The organism is Nonomuraea sp. NPDC048882 (assembly GCF_040649755.1).
Taxonomy (GTDB): Bacteria; Actinomycetota; Actinomycetes; order Streptosporangiales; family Streptosporangiaceae; genus Nonomuraea; species Nonomuraea maheshkhaliensis.
Genome location: NZ_JBEZGB010000040.1, coordinates 16,233 through 31,759, shown reverse-complemented (window position 1 = coordinate 31,759; position 15,527 = coordinate 16,233). Strand labels below are relative to the sequence as shown.

At 66.9% G+C, this 15,527-nt stretch carries 8 protein-coding genes; 5 read left to right on the top strand and 3 right to left on the bottom strand.

Annotated elements, in window-relative coordinates; translation table 11 throughout:
• Positions 1 to 453: 453 nt before the first annotated feature.
• The 3 genes from lepB (at position 454) to AB0C27_RS55560 (ending at position 9,605) form a co-directional block, all read left to right on the top strand.
• Positions 454 to 981 (top strand): signal peptidase I, encoded by a 528-nt coding sequence (gene lepB, locus AB0C27_RS55570; RefSeq protein WP_357863357.1) that lies wholly within the window; start codon positions 454 to 456, stop codon positions 979 to 981.
• Between the two features lie 682 nt (positions 982 to 1,663).
• Positions 1,664 to 9,061, top strand: a complete 7,398-nt coding sequence (locus tag AB0C27_RS55565) for an RHS repeat-associated core domain-containing protein (protein WP_357863354.1) — start codon at positions 1,664 to 1,666, stop codon at positions 9,059 to 9,061.
• Entirely contained in the window at positions 9,045 to 9,605 is a 561-nt protein-coding gene (locus AB0C27_RS55560) for an SMI1/KNR4 family protein (protein ID WP_357863352.1), read from the top strand. Before AB0C27_RS55565 ends, AB0C27_RS55560 begins: the two co-directional genes overlap by 17 nt.
• A gap of 782 nt (positions 9,606 to 10,387) precedes the next feature.
• On the opposite strand, the gene AB0C27_RS55555 is transcribed toward AB0C27_RS55560, so the two are convergent.
• From AB0C27_RS55555 to AB0C27_RS55545, 3 genes are all read right to left on the bottom strand, one after another.
• Positions 10,388 to 10,804: a hypothetical protein gene (locus tag AB0C27_RS55555; protein WP_357863350.1), complete on the bottom strand. Its 417-nt coding sequence runs from the start codon at positions 10,802 to 10,804 to the stop codon at positions 10,388 to 10,390.
• Between the two features lie 352 nt (positions 10,805 to 11,156).
• Positions 11,157 to 13,694 (bottom strand): NACHT domain-containing protein, encoded by a 2,538-nt coding sequence (locus AB0C27_RS55550; RefSeq protein WP_357863348.1) that lies wholly within the window; start codon positions 13,692 to 13,694, stop codon positions 11,157 to 11,159.
• On the bottom strand, positions 13,663 to 13,953 hold the full coding sequence (locus tag AB0C27_RS55545) for a hypothetical protein (protein ID WP_357863345.1): 291 nt from the start codon (positions 13,951 to 13,953) through the stop codon (positions 13,663 to 13,665). The genes AB0C27_RS55550 and AB0C27_RS55545 overlap by 32 nt, the downstream gene beginning before the upstream one ends.
• Positions 13,954 to 14,026: 73 nt before the next feature.
• Between AB0C27_RS55545 and AB0C27_RS55540 the strand changes: the two genes are divergently transcribed.
• Together AB0C27_RS55540 and AB0C27_RS55535 are read left to right on the top strand one after the other, a co-directional pair.
• Positions 14,027 to 14,434: an HIT domain-containing protein gene (locus AB0C27_RS55540; protein WP_357863342.1), complete on the top strand. Its 408-nt coding sequence runs from the start codon at positions 14,027 to 14,029 to the stop codon at positions 14,432 to 14,434.
• Positions 14,435 to 14,460: 26 nt separating this feature from the next.
• Complete coding sequence (locus tag AB0C27_RS55535) at positions 14,461 to 14,847, top strand: ATP-binding protein (protein ID WP_357863360.1); 387 nt, start codon at positions 14,461 to 14,463, stop codon at positions 14,845 to 14,847.
• The last annotated feature ends 680 nt before the right edge of the window (positions 14,848 to 15,527 follow it).

Genomic DNA, 15,527 nt, shown 5'->3' with positions numbered 1-15,527 from the left:
AGCCACGCCCGTAGTCCGACCGGCGGGTCTCCGACCAGCCGACCTAACCCAACCCCACCGATGAAAGGGACATCAACTCGCAGAACGCACTCTCAGACCAGTCCGGCGCCCCGTTGGCGAGCAGCGCCACACACGTCGCGTACTTCCCTGGCCCGAGCTTCCACAACATCGCCACCCGGTTCGCCGACGTGGCCGGCGGGTGGGAGGTATTTCAACACTCCGAGCACAGAGCCAGGACTGGCGGTGTTCGCCGACCATGAGCTGGCGGCCCGGTGGCAGGCTTTCCATCAAGAGCACGCTGTCCTGGGTCTGCTGCCGAAGTCGGTGAACCTTTGCCGCCAGCGCGTCTGACAATCCGGACCTGGCTTATACCCGGCGCACGAGGCAGCGTGGTCGGTGAGCGCGGTCGCGGCACTAGCCTTGCCGAGGCTTGTCGTTCGGGATAATGCCCTGGTGATTCGCGTACTTACAACCGCTTTGCCCTTTTTGCTCCTGTTGGCTTCCACTGCTGGTTGTGGAGTTGCCAACTCCGTTTTCGGCAAGTTCACCATCACCATGTCGGGCGAGTCGATGGAACCGACGATCAGGGCGGGCGCGGACCTCTCGACACGTCGGACCGATGGAGACTACGCTCCCCACCTCGGCGACATCATCGTCTATCGAACCCCCAAAAGCTGGACCGATGCCACGCCGGGTGCCCTGCACGTCTCACGGGTCATTGGGGTGCCGGGAAGCACGGTGAACTGTTGCGATCTCCAAGGGCGGCTTCAGGTGAACCGCAAGGCGCTGGATGAGCCCTACCTTGCCGCTCCTCCGGCTTCGTATCCGCGGTTCGAGGTTCAGGTTCCGCCCGGCCGACTCTGGGTGATGAGCGACAACCGACACGGCGCTCTGGATTCTCGCGCACACCTCGCTGATCCCGGCGATGGGACCATCGAGATCTCGGACGTCGTCGGCGTTGTGGATCCCGCGAGACGGTGACACGTCCTCGCCGCCTGTCGTCGGTCGGCGCGTGGCTGGGCCCGGCTTCGATGTCGACGGCCGGACGTGTGGCGAGGAGGCTGGACTCTGGCCCAGCAGTGCAGGGGCGTTGGGCCGACGTGTGGTGGCGGCAGCTCCAGGCACGGCGAGGGTGGCTGTGAAGTCTCAACGGGACCCGAGTCCGGCGTGCGGCGCTCGCCCGCGGCCGGGCTTGTCCTCGCCTGCATCCACGCGCCCCCAGCCGTCCATCTGGAAGTCCTGGGCCTGACCCGCGCTGCCGCCGGCCGCGGATGAGCGGTGGTTCCCGTGCCCTATCCGGAGGGTTGAGATGAGTGGGACCGCCACATCGAGTGGGCCCCGGCGATCGTGACCGCCTGCCTCGCACGCATCGTCATGCGGCATGGAAGGACGAGGCGGGATTGTCTATTTTGTTACAAATGTGGCCTGTGATGCTGTTTTTGCTTCTGTTAGCTTATTTGCCGGATTCCTGCGCTTCTGAACCACCGCATCGTCCTGGCAACGCTTCCGGGGCGGGTTCAGAGCACGTTCGGTCTCCCTCTCCCCGCTGAACTTCATCCTTGGAGCGTGACGGCCGATGCGCCGCTCTTTGCCTTGGAGCCGAGCGCGCCGCCGCGCCACAGCTCTGGGCTCGTTGCTGTTGGCAGCACCGAGTCTGCTGAACATGTATGCGGAGCCCGCGACCGCGAGTGTGTTGCTGGACACACCTGCTGTGTCCGTGCAGACCCCGGTGCAAGCCGCCGGGACGGCAGCCGAGGTGCCGTCGCTTGTGGAGGCGTCGGCGACGCAGACGACCGCGGATGCGGTGATCTCGGCGAACAAGCCGGCCGAGGGCGTCTTGGGCGCCGACAGCCGGTCCCTGGGGCAGGTCCCGCTGTCTCGGCTCACACCGCCTTCGGGAGCGCCGCGTTCGGGTGCCGAGCGGGCAGAATTGATCGATCAACTTGCGGTGGGTTCCGCGCCGCTGCTGCAGGGCCTGGCGCCGGCTGACCAGGACTTAGTCGATAGCAGGACGCCGCTGCTGACCGTGTACGCCACTCGGCTCGGCGGCGGCACGGCCGGCGACTTCAGGTACCTGTTTACGGTGTGCGATGTCCCCGAGGTAGTGGAGGGCACCACGACGCCCGCGCCGACCTGCTGGAATTCCGGCACGTTGAACGGCGTCAGTTCGTGGCGGATCCCGTCAGGAACTCTGGTGTGGGGCAAGGAATACACCTGGAAGGTCCGGGTCAGTGACCCCGCGTACGGCACGCAGACGACGAGCGAGACGTACTCCTTCGTCACCGGGGTGCCGCAGCCGCCGGTCACCTACGGCCTCGGCGCCGCCGGTGAGGATGGGCAGGAATTCAACCAGGCGTCCGGCAACTACCGCGTGCAGTTCACCGATGCTCAGGTCGCAACCGCCGGCCCTTCCCTGTCGGTGGTGCGCACCTACAACAGCCTGGATTCGCGAACGAACGGCATCTTCGGTGCCGGCTGGTCGACGCGGTGGGACATGAAAATCCAGCCGCGGACCACCGCCTCGGGCACATCGGTCCTGCTGGTCACCTATCCCGACGGGCACCAGGCGAGTTTCGCCGCCAACGGCGACGGAACGTTCCAACCGCCGCCTGGTGTGCAGGAGACGCTCGGCCAGAGCGACGGGGGCGGGTGGAAGCTCATGGACAGCTCTTCCACCACCTACCTCTTCGACGCCCAGGGTGGCCTGACCAAGGTCGTCGACGCTCGCGGCCGCACGCAGACTCTGGAGCGTGACTCCGAAGGCAAGCTCGCCACTGTGACCGGGACCGGAGGCAGAGCACTGCATTTCACCTACAGCGGCGCGCACGTGGCATCGGTCAGCACCGATCCGGTCGACGGTGCCAGCCTGCGCTGGGACTACGAATACGACGGCGACACGCTGGCCAAGGTGTGCGCCCCAGGACAGACGCCTACCTGCACCGCATACGGCAGCGGCGACGGATCCCTGTACCGCAGCATGGTGCTCAACGCGGAGCCTGCCGGATACTGGCGGCTGGGTGACCAGTCCACGAGCGCCGCCGTCGGCGAGGCTCCCCGGGGTGGCAACGGCATCTACAACAACGTGACCCTGCAGCAAGCAGGTGCGCTGCAAGGCACCGCCGACACCGCTGCCGCCTTCACCAAGTCGTCGCTGTGGCTGCCCGAGCATCTGGTGGAGCGCAGCGCCACCAACGTCTCGATCGAGACGTGGTTCAAGACCACGCAAAGCGGCGCGATCTTTTCCGTCGGCTCGCTGTCATCCCTGAACGGGGCGGAGAACGCCGCCCTCTACATCGGCACCGACGGCAAGTTGCGGGGACAGCTGACGGGCATCCGAGACAGTTCCGGGCAGCGCACCTTCACCCCGATCACCAGCCCCGCCTCGGTGATCGACGGCCAGTGGCATCATGTCGTGCTGAGCGCTGACGGCGAACGCCAAAGGCTGCATCTGGACGGCCAGCAGGTGGGTGAGCTGTCCGGGCCGCGCTATGGCGACGCTCTGGCACAGAACTATGTCGGCGGCGCCTACCGCGCCAGCTCCTGGTCATCTGTTCCCGGCGCCCCAGCGGTCTCCGGCGCTTTTCCGTTCGTCGGCACCCTGGACGAGGTCGCCGTCTACGACCGTCCTCTCACCGACGCGGATATCACTGCGCATTTCCAGGCCCGGGAAAAGGTCACCAACAAGCTTGTGGAGGTCACGCTGCCATCCGGACGGGTGTGGGCGCACAACACCTACCACCCGGTGTCCGAACGCATCACCGCGCACGTTGACCAGAACGGCGGCACCTGGCAGCTCGGGGCCGGAGTGTATGACTGGGTGACGGGGATCTCCACGGTCACTGTCACCGACCCCGACAGCAACACGCTCAGCTACGACTACGACAGCTGGCGGCTGAGCCGCCTCATCGCCCGCACCGACCAAGTCGGCGCCAAGACCAGCTTTGTCTACGACACCAACGGCTACCTGAAGCGGACCACCGACCCCAACGGCAATCTCCTGGAACAAGGCCGCGACCAGCACGGCAACGTCATCAGCAGCAAGACCTGCCGGGCCGCGAAGAACTGCCAAAGCTCCTACTTCGCCTACTACCTCAACACGGACGACCCGTACGACCCCCGCAACGACAAGGTCGTGACGCAGCGGGGTCAGCGCTCGGCCGGCGCCACCGACGACACCTATGCCACCAGGGTGGAGTACAACCAGTACGGCGACCCCATCAAGCAGACCACACCCGCCACCGCCGAGGCCCCGCAAGGAGAGACAGCCACCGTCGCCTACACCGACGGCAGCGAGTCTGCCGAGGGTGGCGGCAGCACACCGGCGGGCCTGGTCAAGAGCGAAACCGACGCCGAAGGCAACACCTGGAGCTACGCCTACACCGCGGCCGGTGACCTCGCCCGGCAGACCAACCCCGAGGGTCTCCTGACCACGATCGACTATGACGTGCTGGGCCGGGAGATCGCGCGCACCTACACCTCCTCCACCGCCCCCGGCGGCGCGCGCACCGTGATGACCTACGACAACGCCGGCCGGCTGGCGACCGCCACAAGCCCCGGCGTGAAGAACGAGGTCACCAACGTCACCCACACGGCGCAAACCCGCTACACCTACGACGCGGACGGCAATCAGCTCACCACCACCGTCGCCGACCTGGCCGGCGCGGATGCCGAGCGCACCACCACCTACACCTACGACGAGCACGGCCGCCGAGACAGCCTCACCGACCCCGAGGGGGGCATCACCCGCTTCACCTTCGATCACCTGGGCAATCAGAGCAGCAGCACTGACCCGCTGGGCACGGTGCGCCTCTACGACTACACCAAGCGCGGCGAGCTCGCCTCGCAGACCCTGAAGAACTGGACGGGCAGTCCCGTGGCACCCACGGCCGCCCGCGACATCATCGTGGCGGCCTACTCCTACGACCCGGGCGGCCGTCTGGCCAGCCACGTGGATGCGATGGGACGCAAGACGTCCTACACCTACTACACCGACGACCTGCTCTCTCAAGTGGTCGGTGACGACGTCAAGGTGAACGGCTCCACCACGGCCAAGGACATCATCCTCGAGGCCAACACCTACGACCCGGCAGGCAACCTCACCAGCCGCGTCACCGGAGGCGGCAAGACGACCCTCCAGCAGAGCTTCGACGCCCTCAGCCGGCTCACCGCCAGCACGCTCGACCCGCAAACCCTGGGCCGCACTACCACCTACGGCTACGACGGCAACGGCAACCTCACCACACAGACCCTCACCGCCAAGGGCAGCGACACCGCCGAGACGACCCGCTTGGCCTACGACAAAGAAAACCGCCTCATCCGCCGCAGCCAGGACAACGGCAGCGACGACTCCACCACCAGCTGGCAACTCGACGAACAAGGACTGGTGCTCAAGGAGACCGACCCGCGCGGCAACGTCGACGGCGCCGACCCCGAAGCCTTCACGACCCTTTTCACCTATGACGTCACCGGTCGCCTCATCGAGGCCAAGCTGCCGCCAGTACAGGTCGAGAACAACGGCCAGGCCACCACGGCGCGACCCACCACCCGGTTCGGCTACAACACCGCCGGTGACCAGACGCATCTGGTCAACCCGGAGGGCCAGCTGGCGGTGTCCACGTTCGACCGTGCCGGCAGGCTCACCTCCGCCACTGGTGCCAGCTACAGCCCGCCCGGCGGCGGCGCCGCTCTCATCCCGACGGCGTCGCTGACCTATGACGCCGCCGGCCGCCTGACCACCTCTACCGATGCCCGCAACCAGGTGATCACCATGGAGTACGACGTGCTCGGCAACGCCGTGCGCGTCAGCGACCCCGCTCCAGCCGGACAGCAGGGCGGTCAGTGGGTAAGCGAGTACGACCTGGCCGGCGAGGTGCTGGCCACCGTCGACCCGACCGGCGCCCGCGTCGAGAGCACCTATGATGACCTGGGCCGCCGCATCACGCAGACCACCATCGAACGCCGTCCCACGCTCCAGGCGATCACCACCCGATACGAGTATGACGACGCGGGCAACCTCGCCAAGCAGATCGAACCGGGCGACAAGATCACCAGCTACGCCACCAACGCCGCCGGCGAGACGACCTCCGTCACCAACCCGCTCACCTACACCACGACGCTGCGCTACGACCTGGCCGGGCGCCCGACGAAGGTCACCGACCCGGAGGGCAACGCCATCGTCGCCCAGTACGACCCGCTCGGCCGCCAAGTGCTTAGTCAAGACCACGACAGCACCGGTCACGTGGTGCGCTCCGCGGCCACCGACTACGATGTCGCGTCCAACCCCGTCAAGACCACCTCGGGCGAAGGCCATGTGACGCGGCGCACCTTCGACGCCGCCGGCTCCCTCGTCGAGCTGATCGAACCGGTCTCCGCGACCAAGTCCATCAGCACCACCTTCGGCTACAACGCCAGCGGTGCCCGCACCCGCCTGACCGACGGCCGCGGCAACGCCACCTGGACCACCTACAACAGCCTCGGCCTGCCCGAGACCGTGACCGAGCCGGCCACCAGCGCCTACTCCGCGGCGGCCGACCGCACGTGGACCCGCATCTACGACGCCGCCGGCAACGAAGTGACCACCATGCAACCGGGCGGTGTCCGCATCGACCGTCAGTTCGACCCGCTCGGGCGCCTCACCCGGCAAAGCGGCAGCGGCGCCGAGGCCGCCACCGCCGAGCAGTCCTTCACCTACGACCCGGCCGGCAGGCCCGCCACCGCCGGAGCCGAACAGCTGGAATACAACGACCGTAACCAGCTGCTCAAAGTCACCGAAGCCTCCGGCCAGTCCACCGCCTACGCCTATGACAGCCGCGGCAACCTCACCCAGCGCATCGACCCATCCGGAACGGCCAGCTTCACCTGGGACGACGGCGCCCGCCTGGCCACCGCCACTGACCCGGTGACCGGACGGACCAACACCTACACCTACGACAAGGCCGACCGGCTCGCCACCGTCGCCGCCACCTTTCCCGCCACCACCCAGACCTACACCTACGACGGGGCCAACCGGCCGCTGACGCATACCCTTGCCGACGCCACCGGCACCCAGCTCGCGAAGATCACCTACGGGTGGGACAAAGACGACAACCTCACCTCCAAGACCACGGCCGGAACCGCGAATGCGGGCGCCAACAGCTACACCTACGACGACGCCGACCGGCTGACCTCCTGGACGCGCCCCGACGGCAGCACGATCGGCTACGACTGGGATGCCGCCGGCAATCGCATCAGCGCAGGCGACCAATCCTTCACCTACGACGAACGCAACCGGCTCATCACCGGCGGCGCAACCCGATACACCTACACCGCACGCGGCACTCTGGCCTCCACTAGCAAGGACGGCACAACCACCGCCTTGTCCTTCGACGCTTTCGACCAACTCGTCAGCGACGGGCAGGCCAGCTACAGCTACGACGCCCTCGGCCGCGTCTCCCGGCGCACCACCGGCGGCGGCAGCGACAACCTGTACTATTCCGGCCTCAGCAATGACATCGCGGCCATCACCGACCAGGCAGGAGCCAGCCAAGCGCGCTACGGCCGCGACGCGGCTGGCCGGCTGCTCGGCCTGCAGGAGGGCGGCCGCCCTGCCGTGAGCACCCTTACGGACCTGCACGGCGATCTGATCGCCACGTTCGACGGCACCTCGGTGATCGACTCCACCAGCTACGACCCCTTCGGAGCTGTCACCGCAGCCACCGGCGCCCGCAGCAGGCTCGGCTACCAGGGCGCCTTCACCGACCCTGACACCGGCAAGGTGAACATGCACGCCCGCTGGTATCAAAGCGACATCGGCGCCTTCGCCTCACGCGACACCGCCACCCTGCCCAGCGAACCCTCCATCCAGGCCAACCGCTACAGCTACGGCAACGGCAACCCCCTCGTCTACACTGACCCCACCGGCCATGCCCCCGCACGCGTCTGCGGCAACCTCGCTCGCACCTGGTGGCTCGTCCCCCTCGCCGCCTTCTGCTACGTCGTCAGCGACACAAAACCGACCGCGCACGACGACGTCGCCAAGGGACCCTGCAAGGGCGCCACCGACCCCCGTCCCGAGTGCGGCAAGGCCCCAGCCCCCAGGCCGGACTCCTGCGCCGAATTCAGCAACAAGTGCCCCGCCAACACCAAGAAGCCCACCACCACGAAGAAGGGGCCGAGCACCCCCACCACGCGCCGCCCGACCGCAAGCAACCCCGCCCCGACCTACCGCCCGCCGGCGCGACCCAGGCCGACCGCCAAGCCGGCCGAACCCAAGCGCGGCCCGAAGATCCCCTGGGGGCGTTGGTGCGGCAGCAAGTGCATGGTCGACGGTCATGGGCCGCTCGAACCGGAAGATGACTGCCGCATCGGCGAGCCGTGCTGGTGGCTGTTGCCCGCCACCGTTGTGGCAACGGGCCTGTTCGAGGTGACGTTCACCGCCGCCACAGAGCTCACAGGCGTTGCCGTGCTCGGCGCGACCGCCGCCGTCGGCGCGGTGACGACCGCTGTCGGCGACCTCCTGGCCGACGACCCTGTCCCCGCGCCAAAGCCTAGGCGTGAACCGCGCGGACGCCCCATCACGCCGCCGAGTCGGCAAAGTGACTGCACCCCCGGCACGCCCACTTACTGGTCCGACGGCATGGGACGCCCCGAGGGCGGCGAGGGCCGCTATTGCGGAGGAGTCGACCCCTTCAAGCCGCGCGGGCAAACGGCCAGACCCCGGCATTGGCCTGCTACGAACCCGCCACACCCGAATTATCCCAGCGGGGACGTAAGGCTGTACAACGCCTGCCATGTGGTCGCATCACAGCTTGGCGGCTCGGACACTGACCAGGACAACCTCACGCCCTGTTACGCAAACGTCAACAACGGCCCGATGAAAAGAATAGAGACCGCCGTACGGAATGCCATCAAGGCGAGCCGACCGAATGACACAATCACCTATTCCGTAGACGTAAAATACGATGGAGCCGATACCGTGGTCGACAGGTTCCGCATGAGAGCCGAGATCAACGGCCAAGTCATGCTGGACGAATGCGTCCACAACAATCTGAACGGGACGGTGGAAGATGGCATCTATTGCTGACCTCAAAGCCCTGATTCCCTCGGCAAGGCCAGCGCCGGCCGTCGACTGGGAGAAACTGGAGAAGCAACTGGGCATCCGTCTCCCTGCAGATTACAAGGAGCTGATGTCGGAGTACACCAGCCTACTGATCGGCGAAAATCTGGGACTGTCCATCGCCAATCCCGGATACACCGACCCGAATACGGCCGCACAGGGCAAAATCGCCGTTCTCGAGGGGCTCCTGCCGGGCGAGGACGAAGAGATGGAGATACTCAACGACCACGGCGACACCGTAGGAGAGCGCCAGTTCCTCTACTACCCCAAGCCCGGCGGGTTGTTTCCCTGGGGATCGACCAACTACGGCGACATCCTGCTGTGGGAGACGGTCGGTGACACACCCGAGGCATGGCCTGTCTGGGTCGTGAACGGCGCCCTCGTCTGGCAGCATCCCGGAGGAGTGGTGGACTTCCTGGTCAAGGCACTCAACGGGACCCTTTCCTGCCCACTGCTGCCAGGCGGCGGCGTGCCCGACACGCATGTTATCGAGCTAGGCCCCGGCGAGTAAAACATCTTCATCGATAGAAGACGATTGAGCGGCAGTCGCCGACGTGTCAGGTCAACTGGGCACGTCGGCGACGCCGTCCTGAAGTCTGGCAGCGAGCGGGTGGGATCGAATCCATCGCGGGCGCCTGCCGGTGGCCGCGATCCGGCCGAGGTGTTCTCGGGCGCAAGAGAGCGTGGTCGCCCGACCACACCGGTGGACGACAGCGAAACCCACCCCGGGGATGTCCGCCAGAACCACGGCCAGACTCAGCCGGCTCCGGACACTGCACCCCCGCCCCAGACGGAGACGTCCAAGGCATTGTGGCCGTATACGGCTGACCGGTCGACGCCCGGGTTGTCGACTTAACCTATGCGCGATGATTTGCGTGCTTGGGTTTAGCGGGATCAGTCTCCCCAGGTAGATCCGAGGCTCACCAGGCCAGACATGTAGGGTCCGCGGTTCAGTGTCAGGTAGCGTCGTCTGGACCTGCGCTTGGTGGAGGTCCGCGTGATTTCTCTGAACTAGTTGATGATCTTATTCGGGGCCGCGCTGACGGTGCGTCCGGCGACGTCGCGGAATGTCGGGATGCCGAGGTTCATGGTGGCAGCACGGCGGGTGCAGTTCGTCCAGCACGTGCGTTAGCCATGTGAGGTACCAGCTGAGGGGGCGCAACGCTGGCGGCAGGCGAACGATCACCGCCACGTCCGCATCATAAACGGTGGTCAACCGGCGCACCAAACGTGAGCAGCCTACGTGCCTGACGTGCCTTACGGTCCTTCAAGCGGCTGACCAGCTACGTCGCTCTAGAATACTAGATAACCAATGTGTTCCCAGAGTTTCAAGGGGTCGATTTCGATGAACGAGCCGATCATATAGGCGGCGAAGGTAACTGTTGCGGTTATCCCGGTTTGGCCTATTGCAGTGCCGAGGTCCCAGGCGAGGGCTAGCGGTTTAGAGGTTGGTCTTGTGCGGGGTAGTTGATCACACTCGCGCAGCGGCGCCGGCAGCGCATCGTAGGTGCCGTCCTGCAGCCGCGCCTTGGCTCGTTCCAATGCCGCCTGAGCCGATATCGGTGTCAGCTGTTCGAACTTGGTCTCCGGGGTGTCGATCGACACCATCCGAACGTCCATGGTCACCCGAGGAGTATCGCCATCGATGATCTTCACGAATTCATGGTCGTTGGCCGGTCGGCTCGGGCCGACGAAACCGAGGTCCACCATGTCCTGCTCCTGACCTTGATGTGGGGCACTCCCCAAGCACCGGAAGGGACCCGGCAAGCGTTCCGCGCAGCAGTCCATAGGCCCCCGGGCGCGGCCCGCAACAGCTGTGGCCGCCGTGCGCGAGGCGTTGACGCCGGTCCGGACGGCCGACCGGGTGACGACGGACCTATGAGATCACAAACCGGCCCGCGACACACGCACCCCGCACCTTCGGCTCTCTCGATGGTCGCCTCTTGGGTCCGCTGACCTACGGCCCGCTCATCGACACTCACATCACGGCCAGGTGAGCCGGGGGGTCAGGACCGGCGCGGGCATTGCGGTCTTGAAGACCGTGCCGTCGGACAGCGCGAGATCACGACAGGTGACCGTTCCCGCGATCACTCCGTTGGCGGTCTTCTGCGCCGCTGGCCGGCGCGGCTGCGTGCGCGAAGCCCGGCGCGGCGAGGTGGTCGTGCAGTTCGGCGTGGCGGAACTGATACAGCGGGCCGACGGTCCGCAGCAGACCGAGGCGGTGCATGTCATCGAGGAACGGGACCAGCCTGCGCGGCAGTCGGCGCTGGGTCCACAGGGTGATGGCGCAGGCCAGCCACGCGTGGCGACGTCCAACGACGAGTGTGCCGAGGAGTCCCGCGCCGAGTCCACCCAGACCCCCGAACAAGAAGGCGTAGAGGAGGAATTCCCTGAAATAGTCGAAACGGTTGTCCAGCTCGATGGCGAAGAGAAAGACAAAGACGAAGACGAAGTACGCGAACATGAACAGGCCCCCACCCGCGGCGCAACGAGCCAAGGTGAGATTCCTGTCGGCCCTCCACGCGGAGAAGGCGGTGGTCGCGGACGCGAGCGTGGCCGGGTGTTCCATCCGTGCGACCCAGGCGATGAGCACGGTCGCGGGCACGCCCAGGAGGGCGAGCGACACGAGGGCCGTTGAGATCGCGCGCATGCACGCGTTCAGGACCCCCGTAGCTTGGGCAGCGGCGTCGTCGATGAGGACAGCAGCAGTTATGCCTCCCGCGAATATGAGGAGCCCATAGCCGAGCCGACGAGGGAGGATGCGGAACAGCTCGCGAATTCGGAGTGCAAGGAATCCTGGTGCTTGGTAGAACCAGCCTCCGGCTCTGAAGCCGGTGACCGCTCCAGCGATGAGCCCGATCCCGAGGCCGGGAACGGTGGTGTCCCTTCCGTAGAAGAGCGCGTATGTGATCATCAATCCGCTGGACAGGCCGGTCACGAGCCCGATCGCCACCTGCAGGAGGTGTCGCCGGGCTGGGGTGGTGGTGTAGCGAGCGATGGTCCACCAGGCCAGGTCTCGGGTGTGGTTGCGGGTGAGGGCTTGGGCCAAGTGGCTGAGCCAGTCGCGTGTCCGGCTGGGATTCCATGATCGGCGAGGGCGGAACGGATCGTTGCCGTTGCTGACGGGCGGCCGGGCGCCGATGAGAGCGTCGATGAGCTGGTCCAGCAGGTGGTGGCGCAGGGCCTTCGGGTCCTGGCCGAGTGGACCGAGCAGTGGTGCGGGGTCGGCGCCGGGCAGGATGTAAACCATGCGGAGCAGCCACAGGCCCAGCGGGGTGACGGTCACCGTGGCCAGCGCGGGGGCGGTTCCTGCGCTGATGGCGGCCAGGACGGGTTGCCAGTCGTGGGCGGGTGCGGGGGGCAGGCAGGTGCGTAGGTAGGTGGCGGCGACGGGCGGGGTGAGCGCGGCGGGGGCGATGACGGCCGCGCCGGTCACCACGTCTCCGGCGGCCTGCACGGCGGTGGCGAACTCGGTGGTGCGGCTGGTGAGGATCAGCTGATCGGTGTCGGTGAGTGAGGCGTTCAGCGCGGTGATGACGTGGGCGCGGGCCTGCTCGGGCAGTTCGTCCAGGCCGTCGAGGACGGGCAGGACGTGCCCGTCCTCGACGAGCGCCGCAGGCGCGGCGTCGCCGCCGTACTCGGTGGCGCGCAGGGTCGGATAGGTGGCGGCGAGCTGGACGGTCAGCCATTCGCCCAGCTGGCGGTGGCGGGCGGTGTCCCAGCCGGCGATCGACAGCATCACCGGCACCGGTTCGGCGCTGCTGCGGGTGGCCAGGAGGTCCAGCAGCAGTTGCACGGCCAGCGTGGTCTTGCCGGTGCCGGCGCCGCCGGTGATGACCAGGCGGCGGCTGCGCAGGGCGCGGAACTGCCCGGTCAGCGCACGCAGGTCCTCGGCATTGCCGGCGAAGGTCAGTTCCTGTTCGGCGATCCGCTGCGGGTGGTCCATCAGCGCGCGTTTGGCGGTCAGATGCCAGGCGACCGGCATCGGGTGCGGGTCGCCCAGCGCCCGGATGCGGGCCTCGTCGGTCCACTGCCGCCGCACCAGGTTCGCCACCGCCGTCTTGGCCTCGGCGATCATCGCGTCGGTCGGTGCGGCGGGCGGCGGTCGCCGTCGCAGCGCCCACCTGGTCAGCCCGATGGCGCTCCCGATCAGCACGGTCGCGGACACCAGCAGGCCCAGCAGCCGAGCCGCGTCGAATTTCCCCTGGTCAGGCCACACGATCAGGACGAAGATGATCAACACGATCGCCAGGGCGACGGCCGCGGCGATCCGCCAGCGTCGCCGACGCTCCTCAATGAGGGGCACGCCGGTCACTCCCTTCGGTCGTCGCGACGGCACCGCCAGCGGGCTCCGGCGAGAACACGTCGCTCCTCCGCTGCCCGAGCGGCCATGTCGACGTCCACGTTCTCTCACACCTGCGCGGCGGACCTGCACCACCGGCCTTTGCTGCGCCAGTCTTTGCGGAAGCTTCGGCGACAGGAGAGCCGGCTGCCGCCCCTCCATCGACGCTTGGGCTACTACCTGAATGACGACCTGTTCGCCGAGCTGGCGATCCTCATCCCTGCAATCAGGGCCGATTCGAGCGCTGTTGCTGGCCACGAAGTCTCTCCAGCGCGGCCGCCACCTCATTGACCTGCTCAGGTTTCCGGGTGGACCACTCGGAGACCTCGTTGAACCATCGGTTCCAGACCGCGCCCACAGCCTCGGCTGTGATCTCTTCCTCACCACACACCAGAGCGGTGAGATCACGCACTTCAGGGTCGTACTCGTCCTCAGGAGCCCCCATACCTAACAGGCCTTCGGGGTCGTACTGATTGATCAGTACGCGGACAGCAGCGGCTACCTGATCATTTTTCATGGCACTTCCTCTGACCTGCTGGAAGGGCTCTACGCCTTTGCACGCAGGCCAGGCGTGCTGTGATCATTCCGTCATGAATTGCGTCTTCTGCCGCATCGTCGCCGGCACCGAGCCCTCGCAGAGCATCCACGAGGACGAGCACGCCATCGCCTTCCTCAACCTCGCCCAGGCCACCAAGGGGCACACGCTGGTCGTTCCGCGGGCGCACCACCGCGACTTGGGGGAGATCCCAGTCGAGACGGCGGCACACGTCATGCGAGCCGCGGTCGAGGTGTCCCGGCGGCTTGCTGGCGCGCTCGGGGCTGCTGGCGTGAACCTCTGGCACGCGAGCGGTGAGACGGCCTGGCAGAGCGTCTTCCATTTCCACCTCCACGTGGTCCCCCGCTTCGAGCCCACCGACCTCACCCCGCCATGGATCGAAGTCGAGCACCCGGTCGAGTCCCTCAGAGGGTTGGCCGAGGAGATCAGGGCCTGGTGCTGACAAACGCTGCTGCTACTCACCAGTAAATCAGAGCCCAGCTCGGCCAACTTGACCTACGTGAAAGAAGAGATCATCATCCTCTGACCTGCTGGAAGGGGCCGACAACCCTAGATAACGATGGCAAGCATCTGCCGCTGTGTCTGATCGGCGACTCAGGGACGGGCAAGTCGCACCTGCTCATCGCGCTGGGCACCGAGGCCGCGATGGCCGGGTTCAAGGTCAAGTACATCCTGGCCGCCAAGCTGGTCAACGAGCTGGTCGAGGCCGCCGACGCGAAGGTGCTGACCAAGACCATCGCCCGCTACGGTCGCGTCGATTTGCTCTGCCTGGATGAGCTGGGCTGTGCGCCACGAGGCGCTGACGGATCTCGCGGGATGAGAGGCCCGCCGCCGGTCCTCGCAGGGACCGGTTGAAGCTGGAGGCAGGCTGAGCCCCGGGTTCGGGGGTGAGGCCGGGAGCAGCCTCGACAACGTAGGGACGGACCGGCACCACCAGACGGTTCGTGCCCGCAAGCGAAGACGGAATGGGTGCAAGGAAACTGAACCAGTGGTTGACGTCCCGTGAGTCGTCAGCGGCCTGCCGAACCTGGTGGATGGGCCGCTTGCAGTGCTGGAGAGGGCTTTATCCGATGGCCTTCTCCTCTCCCGTCGCCCGGAGCCTATGGGCGGCGGGAGGCCCGGACCAAGACTGCGATGTGCGGTCCGTGGCGATGCTGCCGGGGTATAGCTGGGCACCGACGCCGTCACAGAGATCGTCAGTGAACGTGGGAAGCGATCTGGCATCGCCCTTCCCCTCCGGCGGCCAGCCGGACGACGGGCAGGCGCGACGCCCGCTGATGACGCCAGATCGTGGCGGAGTCGCCGTAGTACTCGGAGGCCGGGAAAGCCGGTCGCAGGGGGAAGGGCGACAGCGTGATGGCAGCTCAACTGCTGTCGGGGAGGAACGTTGTTGAATAACGACGCGCCGTCGCAGGAATGGCCGCAAGAGGTGCCGCCACAGCAGTGGCCGGGACCGCTGACGGCTCGGCGACGGGTACTCGATCATCAGATTAAGCTGCACCGATGGGCAAGGAACGAGCCGGAGCGCCGGTTCG

What these genes read in the sequence shown, in the direction of transcription:
- AB0C27_RS55565 (WP_357863354.1), top strand. Translation starts at nt 1,664, where the DNA reads ATGTATGCGGAGCCCGCGACCGCGAGTGTGTTGCTGGACACACCTGCT.
- AB0C27_RS55560 (WP_357863352.1), top strand. Translation starts at nt 9,045, where the DNA reads ATGGCATCTATTGCTGACCTCAAAGCCCTGATTCCCTCGGCAAGGCCA.
- AB0C27_RS55555 (WP_357863350.1), bottom strand. Translation starts at nt 10,804, where the DNA reads ATGGTGGACCTCGGTTTCGTCGGCCCGAGCCGACCGGCCAACGACCAT.
- AB0C27_RS55545 (WP_357863345.1), bottom strand. Translation starts at nt 13,953, where the DNA reads ATGAAAAATGATCAGGTAGCCGCTGCTGTCCGCGTACTGATCAATCAG.
- AB0C27_RS55540 (WP_357863342.1), top strand. Translation starts at nt 14,027, where the DNA reads ATGAATTGCGTCTTCTGCCGCATCGTCGCCGGCACCGAGCCCTCGCAG.